This is a genomic window from Sporosarcina sp. P33 (assembly GCF_002077155.1).
GTDB lineage: Bacteria > Bacillota > Bacilli > Bacillales_A > Planococcaceae > Sporosarcina.
Window position 1 is genome coordinate 1,560,386 of sequence record NZ_CP015027.1, and the last position, 19,178, is coordinate 1,579,563.

Consider the following 19,178-nt stretch of genomic DNA (forward strand, 5'->3'; position numbering starts at 1 on the left):
TTTTATTTCATAAAGCCTCTGTAATGTCTCTTCACTAACTGGGATTCCAACTGCTTCATTGATTCGAGGGCAACCCCTACTACGATGAGCAAGCTCGTTCCGCCGATTTGCGCGGATTGAGGAAGGTTCGCCAGATTGATGAAGAAAATAGGCATAACCGCTACGACAGCAAGAAAGATCGAGCCGACAAACGTCAGTCTGTACAGAGTGCTTGTCAAATACTTTTGAGTGTTTGCACCCGGACGAATTCCTGGAATATACGCGCCTTGTTTTTTCAGATTGTCTGCCATATTCTCTGGATTCACTTGAATGAATGCATAGAAATACGTAAACGCGATAATCAGTGCGACATACAAAATCATACCAACTGGATTCGTATAATCGAAGATCCGGATAATGGTTTTGGTTACACTGTTCTCACCGAAAAACGGAGCGATTTGCTGTGGCGTAATGAAGAATGCCACCGCAAAGATTACTGGAATAACACCCGCGGCATTTAACTTCAAAGGTAAGTGCGTTTGTTGACTTGCAACAGATTGATTTCTTCCTGAAACTCGTTTCGCATATTGAATAGGAATTTTCCGCAGTGCTTCTTGGAAGTAAATAACTCCAACTACAATAGCTACAATGACTATCAGCAGTAAAATCATTGTTGCAATTCGGATAAATAGTGCATCTCCAGCGTCTTGGATTTGCGTTACATACAACTGATTAACAGCATTCGGAATGCCGGCAACAATCCCCGCAAAGATAATGATGGAAATACCATTTCCAACACCTTTTGCAGTGATTTGTTCACCTAGCCACAGTAAGAAAGCTGTCCCTGCAGTCAACACAATTGCAATTACGATATATGTAGAAATGCTGTTGTCTTTAATCAGCGTGCCGCCAAACGTCTGGTTGAAACCAAATGACATGGCAAGTGCTTGAATAAAGGCAAGAACAATTGTGAAATATCGTGTAAACTGTGCAAGTTTCCGTCTTCCGACATCTCCTTGTTTTGACCACTCAGTAAACTTTGGAACCACATCCATTTGCAAGAGCTGCACAATGATGGACGCCGTAATGTACGGCATAATCCCCATTGCAAAGATTGAAAAGTTGGATAATGCTCCTCCGCCGAATGTGTTCAAAAATCCGATAAACTGGTTATCTGATTGTTGTAAAGCAGTTGCATCAACGTTGGGAACCGGAACAAACGTTCCTAGTCTGAAAACGATGAGCACTAGGAGGGTGAAAATTATTTTAGACCGGATCTCTTTCACACGCATGAAGTTAGAGATTGTCTGAAACATTATACCACCTCTGTTTGCCCGCCTGCTTTTTCAATAGCTTCTTTTGCAGAAGCGGAAAATTTGTTGGCTTTAACTGTAATCTTTTTCTCAAGAGTTCCATTTCCAAGAATCTTGATACCTGATTTTGCGTTACTTACAACACCAGTTTCGATTAGCAGTTCCGGCGTTACTTCCGTGCCTTCTTCAAAACGATTCAATGTGTCCAGATTAACGATGGCATAATCTTTACGATTAATGTTCGTGAATCCGCGCTTAGGAAGTCGTTGGAAAAGAGGAATTTGTCCACCTTCAAAACCAAGACGTACACCGCCGCCTGAACGTGCGTTTTGTCCGTCATGACCTCTGCCGGAAGTTTTACCACTTCCAGATCCAATCCCACGTCCAACACGTTTACGGTTTCGGCGAGATCCCTCAGCTGGTTTTAGCTCATGTAATTTCATCTTATCGGCACCTCCTTATTGTAGAATAATACTTAAATTTCTTTAACTGTTACCAAGTGGCTGACCTTTGTAATCATACCACGGATAGCATCGTTGCTTTGATGCTCAACTGTTTGATTCAACTTTCGAAGGCCTAATGCTTCAATTGTTTTACGCTGTGTCGGCTTTGAACCAATAACACTTTTCGTAAGGGTGACTTCAAGTTTGTTCGTCATTGTATTTCCCCCCTTAACCTAACAGTTCTTCTACGGATTTACCACGCAATTTAGCGATCTCTTCTGCGCGTTTCAAATTCTGTAATCCTTCGATTGTTGCACGTACCATGTTGATCGGTGTGCTTGAACCAAGAGATTTTGAAAGAATATCCGTGATGCCTGCAAGTTCAAGTACCGCACGGACAGGTCCACCTGCAATTACACCAGTACCCGGAGCAGCTGGTTTGATGAGGATTTGTCCTGCACCAAAACGTCCGATTACTTCATGTGGAGTTGTACCTTTAACCATTGGCACTTCAATCAAGTTTTTCTTCGCATCTTCAATTGCTTTACGGATTGCATCTGGAACTTCTTGTGCTTTTCCAGTACCAAAACCGACACGACCGTTTTTATCTCCGACAACGACAAGTGCAGTAAAGCGGAAACGACGTCCACCTTTTACAACTTTCGCAACGCGGTTGATCGTTACTACGCGTTCTTCGAACTCACTTTTGTTCTGATCATTACGACGCATGAAATATGTCCCTCCTTCTTAATTAAAATTCAAGTCCATTTTCGCGTGCTGCGTCAGCAAGTGCTTTAACACGGCCATGGAAAAGATATCCGCCACGGTCAAATACAACCGTTTTAACGTCTTTTTCTACAGCTCTCTTTGCAATAAGCTCGCCGACTTTAGCTGCTGATTCAGTGTTACCAGTAGATCCAGCCTCAACTTCATTATCTCTTGTAGAAGCACTTACGATTGTTACGCCATTCAAGTCATCGATCAATTGCGCATAGATGTGCTTGTTAGAACGGTAAACGTTTAGACGTGGACGCTCTGCAGTTCCGCTGATTTTCGTACGCACACGTGCGTGACGCTTTTTACGGACAGCGTTTTTATCTTGTTTCGTGATCATCGGGGTCACTCCTTCCAAATACCTCAGGCGGTATTATTTACCTGTTTTACCTTCTTTACGACGAACGATTTCGCCTTCATAACGGATACCTTTGCCTTTATACGGCTCTGGCGGACGTACTTGACGGATGTTAGAAGCAAGAGCACCAACGTGTTCTTTGTTGTAGCCGCGGACAATAACTTTTGTGTTCGCCGGGACTTCAACTTCTACACCTTCTTCTGGTGTGAATTCAACTGGATGTGAATAACCTACGTTCAATACAAGTTTCTTTCCTTGCATAGAAGCACGGTATCCAACCCCAACCAATTCAAGTGTGCGTTCAAATCCTGCAGATACTCCCACTACCATGTTGTTAAGTACAGAGCGTGTAGTACCGTGGATTGAACGGTGATCTTTTGATTCAGAAGGACGAGTCAATGTAATAACGTTACCTTCCTGATTGATCGTGATATCTTTATCTAATTGTCTCGAAAGTTCACCTTTCGGACCTTTAACAGTTGCGAAGTTGTCTTCTGAAATTGTTACAGTAACGTTTTCAGGAACTTCGATCTGACGATTACCAATACGGGACATTCTATTGCACCTCCATTCAATTGTTGCTAATTACCAAACGTACGCGACGACTTCTCCGCCGACTTGTTTAGCGCGGGCTTCTTTGTCTGTTAATACACCGTTTGATGTAGAAACTAGTGCAACTCCTAAGCCGTTAAGCACTTTAGGAACTTCATTTGATTTCGCATATACACGAAGTCCTGGTTTTGAAATACGTTTCAAGCCATTGATAACACGTTCGTTATCCTGTCCGTATTTTAGGAAAATGCGGATGATGCCTTGTTTGTTATCTTCCACGTACTCCACATCACGAACGAAACCTTCTCGTTTTAAGATTTCGGCGATTTCTTTCTTTACGTTTGAAGCAGGTACCTCAAGCTTCTCGTGGCGAACCATGTTCGCATTACGGATGCGTGTAAGCATATCTGCAATCGGATCACTCATTGTCATTTGAATTAACCTCCTTCCCTAATTAGGGGTTTACCAGCTGGCTTTTTTGACGCCAGGAAGTTGTCCCTTGTATGCAAGTTCGCGGAAACAAATACGGCAAAGTTTAAATTTGCGGTATACTGAATGTGGACGCCCACAACGTTCGCAGCGTGTATATTCTTGTACTTTGTACTTTGGCGTACGTTTCTGTTTAGCGATCATAGATTTCTTAGCCACGTTTTCGCCTCCCTATTATTTTACTTTTGGAACGGCATGCCACACTGTGCAAGCAACTCACGTGCTTCTTCATCAGTGTTTGCAGTCGTCACGATGACGATGTCCATCCCACGTACTTTTGATACTTTATCGTAGTCAATTTCAGGGAAAATAAGTTGCTCTTTCACACCTAGAGTGTAGTTCCCGCGACCATCGAACGCTTTTTTAGAAACGCCACGGAAGTCACGTACACGTGGTAATGAGATAGAAACTAATTTATCGAGAAACTCGTACATGCGCTCACCGCGAAGCGTTACTTTAGCTCCGATCGGCATACCTTCACGCAAACGGAAACCTGCGATAGATTTTTTCGCTTTTGTAATGACTGGTTTTTGACCTGAAATAGTTGCAAGATCCTCTACAGCTGCATCAAGTGCTTTTGTATTTTGAACTGCATCACCAACACCCATGTTGATAACGATTTTATCTACTTTAGGAACCTGCATAACAGATGTATATTCAAACTTGCTCATTAGAGCAGGTGTGATTTCTTTAGTAAATTTCTCTTTCAAACGACTCATCAGTCGGACCTCCTTTCATGCAATTCTTACTTATCCAGTGCTTCACCGGATTTTTTTGCAATACGTACCTTTTTACCGTCTTCCAATTTGTAACCTACACGAGTCGGCTCGCCTGTTTTAGGATCGATGACCATCACGTTTGAGACATGGATTGTAGCTTCCTGGCTTACAATTCCGCCTTGAGGGTTTTCTTGGTTCGGCTTTGTGTGTTTCTTGACGATATTAATACCTTCAACTAGCACACGGTCTTTCTTTGGATAAGCAGTTAGGATCACACCTGTTTTGCCTTTGTCTTTCCCAGAGATCACCATTACTTTGTCGCCTTTTTTAACGTGCATTCTATCGCACCTCCTTGACTGGCTCTGTCATTAGAATTAAAGAACTTCTGGAGCAAGTGAAATGATCTTCATGAAGTTGTTATCGCGAAGTTCGCGAGCAACCGGTCCGAAAATACGTGTTCCACGTGGTCCTTTATCATCACGGATAATAACGCAAGCATTCTCATCAAATGTAATGTATGAACCGTCTTTACGACGAACTCCACTTTTCGTACGAACGATGACCGCTTTAACAACGTCACCCTTCTTAACAACGCCACCTGGTGTTGCTTTCTTAACCGTTACAACAACTACGTCACCGATATTAGCTACTTTACGACCTGATCCGCCTAGCACTTTAATTGTCAGTACTTCACGTGCACCAGAGTTGTCAGCAACTTTCATTCGACTTTCCTGTTGAATCATCGAGGTTACCTCCTTCCAAAATCTGAGTTAAAAACCTATTAGATGATGACCGCTTTTTCGACGACTTCCAGAAGACGGAAACGCTTAGTTGCTGATAATGGACGAGTTTCCATAATACGAACAACATCGCCGATCTTCGCTTCGTTCAGCTCATCATGGGCCTTGAATTTCTTAGAGTACTTTACACGTTTACCGTATAAAGAATGTTTTTTGTATGTTTCTACCATTACCGTAACGGTTTTATCCATTTTGTCGGAAACGACACGGCCTGTGTATACTTTGCGCTGATTACGCTCAGTCATGGCTGCAACCTCCTTCATCAGTTATTTGCACTGATTTCTCTTTGACGTATTACAGTTTTCATGCGCGCAATCGATTTGCGTACTTCACGGATGCGTGCAGTGTTTTCTAATTGACCTGTCGCTAACTGGAAGCGAAGGTTGAAAAGCTCTTCTTTAAGTGATTTCACTTTTTGCTCGATCTCTGCAGTTGTTAAGTCACGAATTTCTTTAGCTTTCATTAGACTCACCACCAATTTCTTCACGTTTTACAAACTTGCTTGTCACAGGAAGTTTGTGTGATGCGAGTCTAAGCGCCTCACGAGCAACCTCTTCTGAAACACCTGCAATTTCGAACATTACTCTGCCAGGTTTCACAACTGCAACCCAGCCTTCTACAGCTCCTTTACCGGAACCCATCCGGACTTCAAGAGGCTTTTTAGTATATGGTTTGTGCGGGAAAATATTGATCCATACTTTACCGCCACGTTTCATATAACGAGTCATGGCAATACGAGCAGATTCAATCTGACGGTTAGTGATCCAACCTGAGTCTAGAGCTTGAAGACCAAACTCACCAAACTGGACAGTAGCGCCGCCTTTTGTTTCACCACGCATTTTCCCACGGAATACACGACGATGTTTAACACGTTTAGGCATTAACATATTATTTGCCTCCTTCCCCAGAGTTCTTCTTTACTGGAAGGACTTCACCACGATAAATCCATACCTTTACGCCAAGCTTACCATAAGTAGTATCAGCTTCAGCATGTGCATAGTCTATATCTGCACGTAATGTATGAAGAGGGACAGTTCCTTCACTATAGTGTTCAGCACGAGCGATGTCAGCACCGCCAAGACGACCAGACACTTGTGTTTTAATTCCTTTTGCACCAGAGCGAATTGTACGTTGGATCGCTTGTTTCTGAGCACGGCGGAATGATACACGGCTTTCTAATTGACGAGCGATTGATTCAGCAACAAGTCTTGCATCCAAATCAGCACGTTTGATTTCTACGATATTGATGTGTACACGCTTGCCTGTGATTTCGTTAAGCTGTTTACGAAGTGTTTCAACTTCAGAACCACCTTTACCGATAACCATACCTGGCTTAGCGGTGTGGATTGTAATATTAACACGTTTAGCAGCACGCTCAATTTCAACTTTTGAAACTGATGCATCTACAAGACGCTTTTCGATGTATTCACGGATCTTTAAGTCTTCATGTAGTAAGGACGCATAATCTTTTTCCGCGTACCATTTTGAGTCCCAGTCACGGATGACGCCTACACGCAGTCCATTAGGATGTACTTTTTGGCCCACTAATTACCCCTCCTTCTTTTCAGATACCACTAATGTGATGTGGCTTGTACGTTTGTTGATCGCACTTGCACGACCTTGTGCACGTGGACGGAAACGTTTCATTGTCGGTCCTTCATCTACGAATACTTCGCTGACGATTAAGTTCTCAGTGTTCATTTCGTAGTTGTGTTCAGCATTTGCAATCGCTGATTTCAAAAGTTTTTCTACGACCGGAGATGCCGCTTTAGGCGTAAGTCGTAGGATAGCCATAGCTTCACCTATATTCTTGCCGCGAATAAGATCAACGACCAAACGAACTTTGCGAGAAGCAATACGGACTGTGCGTACAGATGCTTTAGCTTGTTGCATCAGGATAACCTCCTCTCAAATTAGCGTTTTGTTTTCTTATCGTCGGCACCATGGCCTTTATATGTGCGCGTTGGTACGAATTCACCTAGTTTGTGACCTACCATATCTTCTGTTACATAAACAGGAACATGTTTGCGTCCGTCATATACTGCGATCGTCAATCCGATGAAAGTCGGGAAGATTGTTGAACGGCGTGACCATGTTTTAATAACCTGTTTCTTTTCTGAATCTTTTTGTGCATCAACCTTTTTTAATAAGTGGTCATCTGCAAAAGGTCCTTTTTTCAAGCTGCGGCCCATTCTGGAACCTCCTTCCGAGTTTGTACTACGGTCCATCTACTGAACCGCAGTGCAATCACATTATTTTTTACGACGGCGAACGATAAGCTTATCTGATTTATTGTTCTTTGTACGAGTCTTGAATCCAAGGGTTGGTTTACCCCAAGGAGTAACAGGACTTGGACGGCCGATTGGCGTACGTCCTTCACCACCACCGTGCGGGTGATCGTTAGGGTTCATTACAGATCCACGAACTGTTGGGCGCTTGCCTAACCAGCGTGAACGACCTGCTTTACCAATGTTGATCAATTCGTGCTGTTCATTACCAACTTGACCGATTGTAGCACGGCAAGTAGCAAGAATCATACGAACTTCTCCTGATTGTAGACGGATGATGACATATTTGCCTTCACGTCCGAGTAATTGAGCTGAAGTTCCTGCTGAACGAACTAACTGTCCGCCTTTGCCCGGCTTCATTTCAATGTTGTGAATTGTAGAACCCATAGGGATGTTCTCTAATGGAAGAGCGTTACCTACGCGGATATCCGCATCTGGTCCTGAAATAATTGTAGCTCCTACTTGTAATCCTTTTGGAGCAAGGATGTATTTCTTTTCTCCATCTGCATAGTTAATCAATGCGATGTTTGCAGAACGGTTTGGATCGTATTCGATCGTAGCAACGCGTCCTGGAATGCCATCTTTCCGGCGTTGGAAATCGATGATTCGGTATTGGCGCTTGTGTCCTCCACCATGGTGACGAACTGTCATTCTACCTTGGTTGTTACGTCCGCCTTTACGCTTGACTGGTGCAAGCAATGATTTTTCCGGCTTGTCTGTTGTAATCTCAGCAAAGTCAGAAGAAGTCATGTTACGACGTCCGTTGGAGGTAGCTTTGTACTTCTTAATCGCCATTTTGTATTCCCTCCTTCATTTATTGTGCACTGCTTACATTTCAAAAAGTTCGATGTCTTTGGAGTCAGCTGTTAGTGTAACAATTGCTTTACGGCGCTTGTTTGTATAACCAGCATGTTTCCCCATACGCTTGAACTTACCTTTGTAGTTCATTACGTTTACTTTTTCTACTTTCACACCGAAGATTTCTTCGACAGCTTGTTTAACGTGCGTTTTGTTTGCGCGTGTATCAACTTCGAATGTGAATTTTCTTAAGTCTTCCATTTGTTCAGAAGAACGCTCGGTAATGACCGGACGTTTCAAAATATCACGTGCTTCCATTAACCAAGCACCTCCTCAACTTTTTCTACTGCTGCTTTCGTCATAACGAGCTGATCATGTCCGACTAAGTCTAGAACATTGATGCCGTTTGCTGAAATAACGCTGATTCCTGGAATGTTTCGAGCAGACAATGCTACTGATTCTTCTAGGTCAGCTGTAACAAACAATGCTTTCTTAGTGATCGAAAGATCTTCAAGCACTTTTACAAAGCCTTTTGTTTTTGGTGCGTCAAATGCTAAGTTATCCAGAACGATTAGTTCTTCAGCTGCTACTTTCGTAGAAAGAGCGGATAGAAGTGCTAAACGACGAACTTTCTTAGGCATTTTATAGCTGTAACTACGCGGTGTAGGACCGAATACGATACCGCCTCCGCGCCATTGTGGTGATCTGATTGAACCTTGGCGAGCACGACCTGTACCCTTTTGGCGCCATGGTTTACGACCGCCGCCTGCTACTTCCGCGCGAGATTTAACCTTGTGGTTACCTTGGCGTAAAGAAGCTTGTTGTTGAACGATTGCTTCGAATAATACTGCTTCATTCGGCTCGATTCCGAAAATCGCATCGTTTAGTTCGATGTCGCCGACAGCAGAACCTGTTTGACTTACTACAGATACTTTAGGCATTCCTGTTTCCTCCTTCCTGTTTTACTCAGTTCCCTTTGATAGCACTTCTCACTTGTACAAGTGATTTACGTGCTCCAGGAACGTTACCTTTTACAAGCAACAAGTTGCGCTCAGCGTCAACTCGCACAATTTCAACGTTTTGGATCGTTACTGTTTTGCCCCCAGTACGTCCAGGCAGTTTTTTTCCTTTAAATACGCGTTGTCCATCAACAGCTCCAAGTGAACCTGGTGCGCGGTGGAAACGTGACCCGTGAGACATTGGTCCGCGTGAGTAACCATGGCGCTTAATAACACCTTGGAACCCTTTACCTTTTGATACTCCTGTAATATCAACTACATCGCCTTCTGCGAATGTATCGACTTTGACTTCCTGACCAACTTCGTATGCACTAACGTCAGCTCCGCGAACTTCGCGAATGAAGCGCTTAGGTGCCGTGTTAGCTTTTGCCACGTGGCCTTGTTCAGGCTTGTTTGAAAGCTTTTCACGTTTATCATCAAATCCAAGCTGGATTGACTCGTAGCCGTCCGTTTCAACAGTCTTCTTTTGAAGAACAACGTTTGGAGCAGCTTCAATCACTGTCACTGGGATTAGATCGCCGTTTTCAGCAAATACTTGCGTCATTCCGACTTTTCTTCCTAAGATTCCTTTGGTCATTAGTCACACCTCCTGTAATATTGTTTGTTTTATTTTTTAGAGTTTAATTTCGATATCGACGCCTGACGGTAAATCAAGCTTCATAAGTGCATCCACCGTTTGTGGCGTTGGATTCACGATGTCGATTAAACGTTTGTGTGTACGCATTTCAAACTGCTCACGTGAATCTTTGTATACGTGAACTGAACGCAATACCGTGTAAACTGATCTTTCAGTTGGCAACGGAATTGGACCTGAAACGCTGGCTCCAGAACGTTTAGCCGTTTCAACAATCTTCTCAGCTGACTGATCGATCATTCTGTGATCATAAGCTTTCAATCGAATACGAATCTTTTGTTTTGCCATTACTTTCCCTCCCTTTTCGCCTATTTTCTAGACAATTCTCCACGAAAATTTCCCACACACGCGCCATGGCAAAGCGGCCGGGTGTATCGGCAACCTCTCGCTTCATCGCAGTCAAAGACCAACATTCAACATTATACATAATTTAAAAGGATTGTGCAACCCTTTCGGGGAAATTAGTTTTATTTTTAATCCGTTTATTATATTAACAGGTTTGAGTCTTATTTGCACGTATTTACAAACAGCTTTTAATTTTTTCAATCTGCAATACGTTACCCTGCTTCGCCAATCGACTATAAAAAATCTAGTTTCACTCAAAAAAAATCCCGCCACAAGGGCGGGATTCAAAATAATTATTTTGTGATTGTTGCTACAACGCCAGCTCCAACTGTACGTCCACCTTCACGGATTGAGAATTTAGTACCTTCTTCAATCGCGATCGGAGAAATAAGTTCAACTGTCATTTCAACGTTATCTCCAGGCATAACCATTTCTACGCCTTCAGGAAGTTGAATGATGCCAGTTACGTCAGTTGTACGGAAGTAGAACTGTGGGCGGTAGTTTGAGAAGAATGGAGTGTGACGTCCACCTTCTTCTTTTGATAGAACATAAACTTCAGATTTGAACTGAGTGTGTGGTGTGATTGTTCCCGGCTTAGCAAGAACTTGTCCACGCTCGATATCTTCACGAGCTACACCACGAAGAAGAGCACCAATGTTGTCTCCAGCTTCTGCATAATCAAGAAGCTTACGGAACATTTCTACACCTGTTACAGTAGTAGATTTTGGTTCGTCAGCAAGACCGATGATGTCAACAACATCTCCGACTTTAACTACTCCACGCTCAACACGGCCAGTTGCTACTGTACCGCGGCCTGTAATTGAGAATACGTCCTCAACAGGCATCATGAATGGCTTTTCAGTATCACGAGCTGGTGTTGGGATATAGTCATCTACAGCTTGCATTAGTTCGATGATTTTTTCTTCCCACTCTGGCTCTCCTTCAAGAGCTTTAAGAGCTGATCCGCGGATTACTGGAATGTCATCGCCAGGGAAGTCATACTCAGAAAGAAGTTCACGGATTTCCATTTCTACTAGTTCAAGTAGTTCTTCGTCGTCTACCATGTCACATTTGTTCATGAATACAACTAGGTAAGGAACACCTACTTGACGAGAAAGAAGGATGTGCTCACGTGTTTGTGGCATTGGGCCGTCAGCAGCAGATACTACTAGGATTCCGCCGTCCATTTGTGCAGCACCAGTGATCATGTTCTTAACATAGTCAGCGTGACCTGGGCAGTCAACGTGTGCGTAGTGACGCTTATCTGTTTCGTACTCAACGTGTGAAGTACTGATTGTAATTCCACGCTCTTTTTCTTCAGGTGCGTTATCAACGTCAGCGTATGACTTTGCTTCTCCACCTTGAGCTTTAGACAAAACTGTCGCGATAGCAGCAGTCAAAGTTGTTTTACCATGGTCAACGTGACCAATTGTTCCTACGTTTGCGTGCTCCTTGGAGCGGTCGAATTTTTCTTTACCCATTTTAGAGGTCCTCCCTTAATTGAAAAAAATTAGTTTTTTGTTTTTATAGTATGGAAGCCGAAAGCGTCCTCCCGACTATCCACATCTTACAATTATTTGTTATAGGAAACAAGGACGAGCTTTATTATTCACCTTTGTTTTTCTTGATAACTTCTTCAGCAATAGACTTAGGAACTTCCTCATAGTGATCGAACACCATGGAGAATACTCCGCGGCCTTGAGTGTTTGAACGTAGAGATGTTGCATATCCGAACATTTCAGCCAGCGGCACCATTGCACGGACTACCTGTGCGTTACCGCGTGCTTCCATACCTTCTACACGGCCACGGCGTGATGTAATATCACCCATGATATCGCCCATGTATTCTTCCGGAATGATAACTTCTACTCTCATTGTCGGTTCAAGAATTACTGGATTACATTTTGATGCAGCATTTTTCAGAGCCATTGACGCAGCAACCTTAAACGCCATTTCGTTGGAGTCAACGTCATGGTAAGATCCGTCAAAGAGACGTGCTTTAACATCAATTAATGGATAACCAGCCAAAATACCGTTATCTAATGAATCGCGAAGTCCTGCTTCAACTGCCGGGATGTATTCACGCGGAACAGAACCACCGACAATATTATTAACGAACTCGAATCCTTTTCCTTCTTCGTTTGGACCAAATTCGATCCATACGTGACCAAACTGTCCGCGTCCGCCTGATTGGCGTACGAACTTACCTTCGACTTCAGCTGACTGACGGAATGTCTCGCGGTAAGAAACTTGTGGCGCGCCCACGTTTGCTTCCACTTTGAATTCACGACGCAGACGGTCGACGATAATATCCAAGTGAAGTTCACCCATACCCGCGATGATTACTTCGCCTGTCTCTTGATCTGTATGCGCACGGAATGTCGGATCCTCTTCTTGTAACTTACCAAGAGCCTGACCCATTTTATCCTGGTCCGCTTTTGTTTTAGGTTCGATTGCTACAGAGATAACCGGCTCTGGGAATACCATTGATTCAAGAATGATCAATGCCTTCTCATCACAAAGTGTGTCACCAGTTGTCGTATCTTTCAAACCAACAGCGGCAGCGATTTCACCCGCATGCACTTCAGAAATCTCTTCACGGCTGTTTGCGTGCATTTGCAGGATACGTCCTACGCGCTCGCGCTTGCCTTTAGTAGAGTTTGTTACATAAGAACCTGCTTGAAGAACACCTGAGTAAATTCGGAAGAATGTAAGCTTACCTACATAAGGATCCGTCATAACTTTAAATGCAAGTGCTGAGAATGGAGCTTCATCAGTAGACGGACGCTCTTCCTCTTCTTCTGTATTCGGGTTGAAGCCCATCATTGGCGGTACATCAAGTGGTGATGGAAGGTAATCTACTACTGCATCCAACACTAGCTGGACACCTTTGTTTTTGAAAGCAGTACCGCATACAACCGGATAGAATTCTACTGCTAGTGTCGCTTTACGAATAGCTGTTTTGATTTCTTCGATTGAAAGTTCCTCACCGCCGAGATACTTTTCCATAAGATCTTCATCAAAGTCTACAATAGCTTCGATTAGCTTCTCACGGTATTCATTCGCCTGTTCAAGATACTCAGCAGGAATTTCTTCCACTGTTGTATCTGTTCCCAGATCGTTTGGATACATTGTTGCCTTCATTTCGATTAAGTCAATAATTCCGGAGAATGTATCTTCGGAACCGATCGGCAATTGGATTGGATGTGCGTTCGCTTGCAGGCGTTCACGCAGTGTTCCTACTGAATAAAGGAAGTCGGCACCCGTTTTATCCATTTTGTTTACGAATACAAGACGTGGTACTTTGTAGTTTGTCGCCTGGCGCCAAACTGTTTCTGTTTGTGGTTCAACACCTGATTGAGCATCAAGTACCGCTACAGCACCATCCAATACGCGCAATGAACGTTCAACCTCAACAGTGAAGTCTACGTGTCCTGGTGTATCGATGATATTTACGCGGTGACCTTTCCAAGCTGCTGTTGTAGCAGCTGAAGTGATCGTGATTCCACGTTCTTGTTCTTGCTCCATCCAGTCCATTTGTGAAGCACCTTCGTGCGTTTCACCAAGTTTGTGGATTTTACCTGTGTAAAAAAGGATCCGCTCAGTTGTCGTTGTTTTACCAGCGTCAATGTGAGCCATGATACCAATGTTACGAGTATTCTCTAAGGAGAACTCTCTAGCCATTTTGTAATCTCCTTCCGTTTCGGATTACTGCTGTTGTTTAACCGGCATTACCAACGATAGTGAGCGAATGCTCTGTTGGCTTCAGCCATTTTATGCATTTCTTCACGGCGTTTAACAGAAGCACCTGTGTTGTTTGATGCATCAAGAATTTCGTTCGCAAGACGTTCTTCCATTGTTTTCTCTCCACGTGTACGTGAATAGTTGACAAGGTAACGAAGACCTAGTGTTGTACGGCGTTCAGGACGCACTTCAACCGGCACTTGATAGTTCGCTCCACCAACACGGCGCGCACGCACTTCAAGAACTGGCATTACATTATTTAGAGCTGCTTCAAATACTTCAATCGGCTCTTGTCCAGAACGTTCTTTGATAATCTCGAACGCTCCATAAAGAATCTTTTGGGAAGTACCTTTTTTACCGTCTACCATCATTTTGTTGATAAGGCGGCTTACAAGCTTGGAATTATAAATCGGATCAGGCAATACATCGCGTTTTGCAACAGGACCTTTACGAGGCATAATTAGTTCCTCCTTTCAATATCGTTAGTTTATATTACTTCTTTTCTTTAGGCTTTTTAGCACCATACTGTGAACGGCTTTGCATACGGCCAGTAACTCCAGCTGTATCAAGCGCTCCACGTACGATATGGTAACGAACACCCGGTAAGTCTTTTACACGTCCTCCGCGGATCAGTACCACACTGTGCTCTTGCAAGTTATGGCCTTCACCTGGAATATACGCGTTTACTTCCAATGTATTAGTTAAACGAACACGAGCATACTTACGAAGCGCCGAGTTCGGTTTCTTAGGAGTCATAGTACCAACACGTGTACAAACACCTCTTTTTTGTGGTGAGTTCACGTTTGTCATTGACTTTTTAAAGCTGTTATAGCTTTTTCCTAGAGCCGGTGATTTAGAATTCTCCGACTTCGATTTACGAGGCTTACGGACTAATTGGTTAATTGTAGGCATCAGGTTGTTCCTCCTTCCGAACTTTTTGTAATACCACACACCCAGGTGGTTCATTTTTAAGTAAAAACAAAGTTCTTGTGCGTGCACACACAAAAACGGGTGACAGTAACTCCAGGGATCTCTGCTTACTGTTATTTTATAATGATGATTGCATCTCGCCTAACACTTAAACAAAAGAATGGTTGTTCTTTCTGATAAGTAACGGCCAACAACTATCAACCTTTTGTATATTATCATCTGCGCAATAACTTGTCAACAAATTTGAGAAAATAAACGGGAGCTCAGTCCCGTTTATTTTTATTCTGCTGTAATTGTTTCTTCTTCTAATTCTTCATGCTGCATTTTAATCTGGCGGTATCTCTGCATTCCAGTACCTGCAGGGACCAATTTCCCGATAATGACGTTTTCTTTCAGACCCAGCAACTCATCTGTTTTACCTTTGATGGCCGCATCTGTAAGAACTCTCGTTGTTTCCTGGAATGAAGCTGCTGATAAGAATGATTCAGTTTCAAGGGATGCTTTTGTAATACCGAGAATCACCGGACGTGAAGTTGCCGGTACTTTACCTGCCAGCAACACTTTTCCATTCGCTTCAGAGAACTGATGGATATCCAGTAAAGAACCTGGCAGAAGATCTGTATCTCCTGCTTCAATGACACGGACTTTACGCAACATTTGACGAACCATTACCTCAACGTGCTTATCGCCAATTTCTACCCCTTGCATACGGTAGACTTTTTGAACTTCTTTCAACAGATACTCCTGTACCGTTGAAACGTCTTTGACTACGATTAATTCTTTCGGGTCGATAGAACCTTCTGTAATACTTTCACCGCGTTCAATTACATCGCCTTCTTCAACTTTCAGGCGCGCATTGTACGGCGCGAGGTATTTCCGTGTTTCTACTTCGCCTTCAATCGTAATTTCTTTTTGCCCTTCTCGGATTTCATCAATTTCGACGACAGTACCCGTAATTTCAGAGATGACCGCCTGCCCTTTCGGATTACGCGATTCGAAAATCTCCTGGATACGCGGAAGACCTTGTGTAATATCGTCTCCGGCTACTCCGCCTGTATGGAATGTACGCATCGTCAACTGTGTTCCCGGCTCACCGATGGATTGAGCAGCAATGATTCCCACCGCTTCTCCAACTTCCACCGCTTCACCTGTCGCAAGGTTGATTCCGTAACATTTTTTACATACGCCGTGCTTTGTATTACATGTGAACGCAGAACGGATCGTCACTTCTTCAATACCTGCTGAAATTACTGCATTTGCAATATCTGCAGTAATTAAGCCGTTCTTTTCAAGAATCACTTCACCCGTTTCCGGATGTTTGATGGTCTTCTTCGTATGGCGGCCTTCGATACGCTCAAACAATGTTTCAATCATTTCGTTTCCTTCTGTCAATGCAGTGATTGCCAGACCTCTGTCTGTTCCGCAATCATCTTCACGGACAATAACGTCTTGCGCCACGTCTACGAGACGGCGAGTCAGATAACCTGAATCGGCAGTCTTCAGTGCTGTATCGGCAAGACCTTTACGCGCACCGTGTGTAGAAATAAAGTACTCGAGTACAGTCAGACCTTCACGGAAGGAAGATTTGATCGGAAGTTCGATAATCCGCCCAGCCGGGTTGGCCATCAGTCCGCGCATACCTGCAAGCTGCGTAAAGTTCGATGCGTTACCACGGGCTCCGGAGTCACTCATCATAAATATCGGGTTTTCAATATCTAATGAATCCATCAGCTTATCCTGAATAACATCTTTCGCATGGCTCCAATAGGAGATGACCCGGTCATAACGCTCTTCTTCGGTAATCAGACCGCGTCGGAACTGCTGAGTGACCTTATCCACTTTCTCCTGTGCATCATGAAGGATTTCCGCTTTATTCGGCAAGACCACAATGTCGGAAATACCGATCGTGATGCCCGCACGAGTGGAATATTTAAATCCAAGGTTTTTCATTCTGTCCAGCATTCTGGATGTTTCCGTAATGTGGAAGCGGCGGAAGATTTCCGCGATGATTTCCCCAAGGATTGCTTTCTTAAACGGTGTAATCAGTTCTGCTTGCTCTAAGTGCTCTTTTACATTCACTGTTCCATCGATGAAATACTTCGCAGGTGTTTCCACTTGCAAGTTATGATTCGTCGGTTCGTTGATGTAAGGGAACGACTCCGGCAGAATTTCATTGAAAATAATTTTACCGACTGTCGTTAACAACAGCTGGCGGTTTTGTTCTTCCGTAAACGTCGGGTTATTAAGACTGCCGGCTTGAATCGCAATGCGGGAGTGTAAATGAACATGTCCTGTCTGATACGCAATTAGCGCTTCATTCGGATCACTGAACACAGAACCTTCTCCAGCTGCGTTTTTACGCTCGACTGTCAGGTAGTAGTTTCCAAGAACCATATCCTGTGAAGGAGTAACAACTGGCTTTCCGTCTTTCGGGTTCAAAATGTTTTGAGCAGCCAGCATCAGCAAACGCGCTTCAGCCTGCGCTTCAGCAGAAAGAGGAACGTGAACAGCCATTTGGTCACCGTCGAAGTCAGCGTTATAAGCTGTACATACGAGCGGGTGCAGCGTGATTGCGCGTCCTTCAACCAGCATTGGTTCAAACGCCTGGATTCCAAGACGGTGAAGAGTCGGTGCACGGTTAAGCAGTACCGGATGCTCCTTGATAACGTCTTCTAAAACATCCCATACTTCAGAATGCAGACGTTCAATTTTACGTTTTGCACTCTTAATATTATGCGCCAGGTTACGCTCCACCAATTCTTTCATGACGAACGGCTTAAACAGCTCGATTGCCATTTCCTTCGGCAGACCGCACTGATACATTTTCAAACTCGGTCCAACTACGATAACCGAACGGCCAGAGTAGTCTACACGTTTACCGAGTAAGTTTTGACGGAAACGGCCTTGCTTCCCTTTCAGCATATGAGAAAGAGATTTTAATGGACGGTTACCAGGACCGGTAACCGGTCGTCCGCGGCGGCCGTTGTCTACAAGCGCATCTACTGCTTCTTGAAGCATACGTTTCTCGTTTTGCACGATAATTCCAGGTGCACCAAGATCCAACAGACGCTTCAGACGGTTGTTCCGGTTAATCACCCGGCGGTACAGATCATTTAAGTCGGATGTCGCAAACCGTCCGCCGTCAAGCTGAACCATAGGGCGCAATTCAGGCGGGATGACAGGAAGCACTTCCAGCACCATCCACTCCGGACGGTTTCCAGAGTTACGGAATGATTCAACAACTTCCAGACGACGGATAGCGCGTGTACGGCGCTGACCCTGTACGGTTTTCAGCTCTTCTTTCAATGAATCTGTTTCTTTATCCAAGTCAATCGCGCGAAGCAGTTGCTCAATTGCTTCCGCTCCCATTGCAGCCTGGAACTTAGAACCGTACTTTTCACGGTAGAGGCGGTACTCTTTTTCAGAAAGCAGCTGTTTCCGCTCAAGCGGTGTATCTGCCGGTTCGACTACCACGTAGGATGCGAAGTAAATAATCTCTTCCAGCGCACGCGGTGTCATGTCGAGAATTAATCCCATCCGGCTAGGAATGCCTTTGAAATACCAAATATGTGTGACAGGTGCTGCAAGCTCAATGTGGCCCATGCGTTCACGGCGCACTTTTTGACGCGTTACTTCTACACCGCAGCGATCACAGACGACGCCTTTGTAACGAACCCGCTTATACTTGCCGCAGTGACACTCCCAGTCCTTCGTCGGACCAAATATTCTTTCACAGAACAATCCGTCTTTCTCCGGTTTTAATGTACGGTAGTTGATAGTTTCAGGTTTTTTTACTTCTCCATATGACCAAGAACGAATCTTGTCCGGTGAAGCCAGGCCAATTTTCATATACTCAAAATTATTAACATCGATCAAGGAGCCAACCTCCCTTTAGTCTAATCGCCGTAATGGCTTATCAGGCAACTTAACTTGTAGTAGTGCATTCATGTAAGATGTTCTTCTTACTGAATAGAATAGAAGAGGGTGCTCGAA

The 19,178-nt window shown here is 44.0% G+C and carries 27 protein-coding genes; all 27 read right to left on the reverse strand.

Going from position 1 to position 19,178, the window contains the following annotated elements:
- Nucleotides 1-2: 2 nt before the first annotated feature.
- On the reverse strand, nucleotides 3-1,295 hold the full coding sequence (gene secY, locus SporoP33_RS07855) for a preprotein translocase subunit SecY (protein ID WP_081243196.1): 1,293 nt from the start codon (nucleotides 1,293-1,295) through the stop codon (nucleotides 3-5).
- A complete protein-coding gene (gene rplO, locus SporoP33_RS07860; RefSeq protein WP_081243197.1) occupies nucleotides 1,295-1,735 on the reverse strand; it encodes a 50S ribosomal protein L15 in 441 nt (146 codons plus the stop codon). Before rplO ends, secY begins: the two co-directional genes overlap by 1 nt.
- A 32-nt stretch (nucleotides 1,736-1,767) precedes the next feature.
- Entirely contained in the window at nucleotides 1,768-1,950 is a 183-nt protein-coding gene (rpmD, locus tag SporoP33_RS07865) for a 50S ribosomal protein L30 (protein WP_029053261.1), read from the reverse strand.
- A 13-nt stretch (nucleotides 1,951-1,963) separates the two neighbouring features.
- Complete coding sequence (rpsE, locus tag SporoP33_RS07870; RefSeq protein WP_081243198.1) at nucleotides 1,964-2,464, reverse strand: 30S ribosomal protein S5; 501 nt, start codon at nucleotides 2,462-2,464, stop codon at nucleotides 1,964-1,966.
- A 22-nt stretch (nucleotides 2,465-2,486) separates the two neighbouring features.
- The gene (rplR, locus tag SporoP33_RS07875; protein WP_081243199.1) at nucleotides 2,487-2,849 is read right to left on the reverse strand and encodes a 50S ribosomal protein L18; all 363 of its coding nucleotides are present in this window, start codon (nucleotides 2,847-2,849) and stop codon (nucleotides 2,487-2,489) included.
- A gap of 33 nt (nucleotides 2,850-2,882) precedes the next feature.
- Nucleotides 2,883-3,422, reverse strand: coding sequence for a 50S ribosomal protein L6 (gene rplF, locus SporoP33_RS07880; protein ID WP_081243200.1), 540 nt, complete (start codon nucleotides 3,420-3,422; stop codon nucleotides 2,883-2,885).
- A 30-nt stretch (nucleotides 3,423-3,452) separates the two neighbouring features.
- Nucleotides 3,453-3,851, reverse strand: a complete 399-nt coding sequence (gene rpsH, locus SporoP33_RS07885; protein ID WP_029053265.1) for a 30S ribosomal protein S8 — start codon at nucleotides 3,849-3,851, stop codon at nucleotides 3,453-3,455.
- A gap of 30 nt (nucleotides 3,852-3,881) precedes the next feature.
- Nucleotides 3,882-4,067 carry a type Z 30S ribosomal protein S14 gene (locus tag SporoP33_RS07890; RefSeq protein ID WP_008298870.1) on the reverse strand — a complete coding sequence of 62 codons (186 nt, stop codon included), beginning with the start codon at nucleotides 4,065-4,067 and terminating at the stop codon, nucleotides 3,882-3,884.
- A gap of 20 nt (nucleotides 4,068-4,087) precedes the next feature.
- Nucleotides 4,088-4,627, reverse strand: a complete 540-nt coding sequence (gene rplE / locus SporoP33_RS07895) for a 50S ribosomal protein L5 (protein WP_081243201.1) — start codon at nucleotides 4,625-4,627, stop codon at nucleotides 4,088-4,090.
- A 26-nt stretch (nucleotides 4,628-4,653) separates the two neighbouring features.
- A complete protein-coding gene (gene rplX, locus SporoP33_RS07900; protein WP_081243202.1) occupies nucleotides 4,654-4,965 on the reverse strand; it encodes a 50S ribosomal protein L24 in 312 nt (103 codons plus the stop codon).
- A gap of 36 nt (nucleotides 4,966-5,001) precedes the next feature.
- A complete protein-coding gene (rplN, locus tag SporoP33_RS07905) occupies nucleotides 5,002-5,370 on the reverse strand; it encodes a 50S ribosomal protein L14 (RefSeq protein WP_081243203.1) in 369 nt (122 codons plus the stop codon).
- A 38-nt stretch (nucleotides 5,371-5,408) separates the two neighbouring features.
- Entirely contained in the window at nucleotides 5,409-5,672 is a 264-nt protein-coding gene (gene rpsQ, locus SporoP33_RS07910; RefSeq protein WP_081243204.1) for a 30S ribosomal protein S17, read from the reverse strand.
- Between the two features lie 17 nt (nucleotides 5,673-5,689).
- The gene (rpmC, locus tag SporoP33_RS07915) at nucleotides 5,690-5,890 is read right to left on the reverse strand and encodes a 50S ribosomal protein L29 (RefSeq protein WP_009499049.1); all 201 of its coding nucleotides are present in this window, start codon (nucleotides 5,888-5,890) and stop codon (nucleotides 5,690-5,692) included.
- Nucleotides 5,880-6,314: a 50S ribosomal protein L16 gene (gene rplP / locus SporoP33_RS07920; RefSeq protein ID WP_081243205.1), complete on the reverse strand. Its 435-nt coding sequence runs from the start codon at nucleotides 6,312-6,314 to the stop codon at nucleotides 5,880-5,882. The genes rpmC and rplP overlap by 11 nt, the downstream gene beginning before the upstream one ends.
- A 1-nt stretch (nucleotide 6,315) precedes the next feature.
- Nucleotides 6,316-6,972, reverse strand: coding sequence for a 30S ribosomal protein S3 (rpsC, locus tag SporoP33_RS07925; protein ID WP_081243206.1), 657 nt, complete (start codon nucleotides 6,970-6,972; stop codon nucleotides 6,316-6,318).
- A gap of 3 nt (nucleotides 6,973-6,975) precedes the next feature.
- The gene (rplV, locus tag SporoP33_RS07930; protein WP_081243207.1) at nucleotides 6,976-7,320 is read right to left on the reverse strand and encodes a 50S ribosomal protein L22; all 345 of its coding nucleotides are present in this window, start codon (nucleotides 7,318-7,320) and stop codon (nucleotides 6,976-6,978) included.
- 20 nt (nucleotides 7,321-7,340) lie between these two features.
- On the reverse strand, nucleotides 7,341-7,619 hold the full coding sequence (gene rpsS / locus SporoP33_RS07935; protein WP_081243208.1) for a 30S ribosomal protein S19: 279 nt from the start codon (nucleotides 7,617-7,619) through the stop codon (nucleotides 7,341-7,343).
- 60 nt (nucleotides 7,620-7,679) lie between these two features.
- Nucleotides 7,680-8,510 (reverse strand): 50S ribosomal protein L2, encoded by an 831-nt coding sequence (rplB, locus tag SporoP33_RS07940; protein WP_081243209.1) that lies wholly within the window; start codon nucleotides 8,508-8,510, stop codon nucleotides 7,680-7,682.
- A 33-nt stretch (nucleotides 8,511-8,543) separates the two neighbouring features.
- The gene (gene rplW, locus SporoP33_RS07945; RefSeq protein WP_081243210.1) at nucleotides 8,544-8,831 is read right to left on the reverse strand and encodes a 50S ribosomal protein L23; all 288 of its coding nucleotides are present in this window, start codon (nucleotides 8,829-8,831) and stop codon (nucleotides 8,544-8,546) included.
- Entirely contained in the window at nucleotides 8,831-9,454 is a 624-nt protein-coding gene (rplD, locus tag SporoP33_RS07950) for a 50S ribosomal protein L4 (protein ID WP_081243211.1), read from the reverse strand. The genes rplW and rplD overlap by 1 nt, the downstream gene beginning before the upstream one ends.
- A gap of 25 nt (nucleotides 9,455-9,479) precedes the next feature.
- On the reverse strand, nucleotides 9,480-10,109 hold the full coding sequence (gene rplC, locus SporoP33_RS07955) for a 50S ribosomal protein L3 (protein ID WP_081243212.1): 630 nt from the start codon (nucleotides 10,107-10,109) through the stop codon (nucleotides 9,480-9,482).
- Between the two features lie 36 nt (nucleotides 10,110-10,145).
- Nucleotides 10,146-10,454, reverse strand: a complete 309-nt coding sequence (gene rpsJ / locus SporoP33_RS07960) for a 30S ribosomal protein S10 (RefSeq protein ID WP_029053278.1) — start codon at nucleotides 10,452-10,454, stop codon at nucleotides 10,146-10,148.
- Between the two features lie 350 nt (nucleotides 10,455-10,804).
- On the reverse strand, nucleotides 10,805-11,992 hold the full coding sequence (gene tuf, locus SporoP33_RS07970) for an elongation factor Tu (RefSeq protein ID WP_081243213.1): 1,188 nt from the start codon (nucleotides 11,990-11,992) through the stop codon (nucleotides 10,805-10,807).
- 124 nt (nucleotides 11,993-12,116) lie between these two features.
- Nucleotides 12,117-14,195 (reverse strand): elongation factor G, encoded by a 2,079-nt coding sequence (gene fusA / locus SporoP33_RS07975; RefSeq protein WP_081243214.1) that lies wholly within the window; start codon nucleotides 14,193-14,195, stop codon nucleotides 12,117-12,119.
- A gap of 47 nt (nucleotides 14,196-14,242) precedes the next feature.
- Nucleotides 14,243-14,713, reverse strand: coding sequence for a 30S ribosomal protein S7 (gene rpsG / locus SporoP33_RS07980; RefSeq protein WP_081243215.1), 471 nt, complete (start codon nucleotides 14,711-14,713; stop codon nucleotides 14,243-14,245).
- Between the two features lie 34 nt (nucleotides 14,714-14,747).
- Complete coding sequence (rpsL, locus tag SporoP33_RS07985; protein ID WP_081243216.1) at nucleotides 14,748-15,167, reverse strand: 30S ribosomal protein S12; 420 nt, start codon at nucleotides 15,165-15,167, stop codon at nucleotides 14,748-14,750.
- Between the two features lie 297 nt (nucleotides 15,168-15,464).
- Nucleotides 15,465-19,061, reverse strand: a complete 3,597-nt coding sequence (gene rpoC / locus SporoP33_RS07990; protein WP_081243217.1) for a DNA-directed RNA polymerase subunit beta' — start codon at nucleotides 19,059-19,061, stop codon at nucleotides 15,465-15,467.
- Between the last annotated feature and the right edge of the window lie 117 nt (nucleotides 19,062-19,178).

Coding starts and splice junctions, on each gene's coding strand:
- rplN (WP_081243203.1), bottom strand. CDS start 5,370: ATGATTCAACAGGAAAGTCGAATGAAAGTTGCTGACAACTCTGGTGCA.
- tuf (WP_081243213.1), bottom strand. CDS start 11,992: ATGGGTAAAGAAAAATTCGACCGCTCCAAGGAGCACGCAAACGTAGGA.
- rplF (WP_081243200.1), bottom strand. CDS start 3,422: ATGTCCCGTATTGGTAATCGTCAGATCGAAGTTCCTGAAAACGTTACT.
- rplO (WP_081243197.1), bottom strand. CDS start 1,735: ATGAAATTACATGAGCTAAAACCAGCTGAGGGATCTCGCCGAAACCGT.
- rplE (WP_081243201.1), bottom strand. CDS start 4,627: ATGAGTCGTTTGAAAGAGAAATTTACTAAAGAAATCACACCTGCTCTA.
- rpsQ (WP_081243204.1), bottom strand. CDS start 5,672: ATGACTGAGCGTAATCAGCGCAAAGTATACACAGGCCGTGTCGTTTCC.
- rplX (WP_081243202.1), bottom strand. CDS start 4,965: ATGCACGTTAAAAAAGGCGACAAAGTAATGGTGATCTCTGGGAAAGAC.
- rpsS (WP_081243208.1), bottom strand. CDS start 7,619: ATGGGCCGCAGCTTGAAAAAAGGACCTTTTGCAGATGACCACTTATTA.
- rpsH (WP_029053265.1), bottom strand. CDS start 3,851: ATGACAATGAGTGATCCGATTGCAGATATGCTTACACGCATCCGTAAT.
- rpsG (WP_081243215.1), bottom strand. CDS start 14,713: ATGCCTCGTAAAGGTCCTGTTGCAAAACGCGATGTATTGCCTGATCCG.
- rpsJ (WP_029053278.1), bottom strand. CDS start 10,454: ATGGCAAAACAAAAGATTCGTATTCGATTGAAAGCTTATGATCACAGA.
- rplP (WP_081243205.1), bottom strand. CDS start 6,314: ATGTTAATGCCTAAACGTGTTAAACATCGTCGTGTATTCCGTGGGAAA.
- rplW (WP_081243210.1), bottom strand. CDS start 8,831: ATGGAAGCACGTGATATTTTGAAACGTCCGGTCATTACCGAGCGTTCT.
- fusA (WP_081243214.1), bottom strand. CDS start 14,195: ATGGCTAGAGAGTTCTCCTTAGAGAATACTCGTAACATTGGTATCATG.
- rpmC (WP_009499049.1), bottom strand. CDS start 5,890: ATGAAAGCTAAAGAAATTCGTGACTTAACAACTGCAGAGATCGAGCAA.
- rplB (WP_081243209.1), bottom strand. CDS start 8,510: ATGGCGATTAAGAAGTACAAAGCTACCTCCAACGGACGTCGTAACATG.
- rpsE (WP_081243198.1), bottom strand. CDS start 2,464: ATGCGTCGTAATGATCAGAACAAAAGTGAGTTCGAAGAACGCGTAGTA.
- rpmD (WP_029053261.1), bottom strand. CDS start 1,950: ATGACGAACAAACTTGAAGTCACCCTTACGAAAAGTGTTATTGGTTCA.
- rplV (WP_081243207.1), bottom strand. CDS start 7,320: ATGCAACAAGCTAAAGCATCTGTACGCACAGTCCGTATTGCTTCTCGC.
- rpsL (WP_081243216.1), bottom strand. CDS start 15,167: ATGCCTACAATTAACCAATTAGTCCGTAAGCCTCGTAAATCGAAGTCG.
- rplR (WP_081243199.1), bottom strand. CDS start 2,849: ATGATCACGAAACAAGATAAAAACGCTGTCCGTAAAAAGCGTCACGCA.
- rplD (WP_081243211.1), bottom strand. CDS start 9,454: ATGCCTAAAGTATCTGTAGTAAGTCAAACAGGTTCTGCTGTCGGCGAC.
- secY (WP_081243196.1), bottom strand. CDS start 1,295: ATGTTTCAGACAATCTCTAACTTCATGCGTGTGAAAGAGATCCGGTCT.
- rplC (WP_081243212.1), bottom strand. CDS start 10,109: ATGACCAAAGGAATCTTAGGAAGAAAAGTCGGAATGACGCAAGTATTT.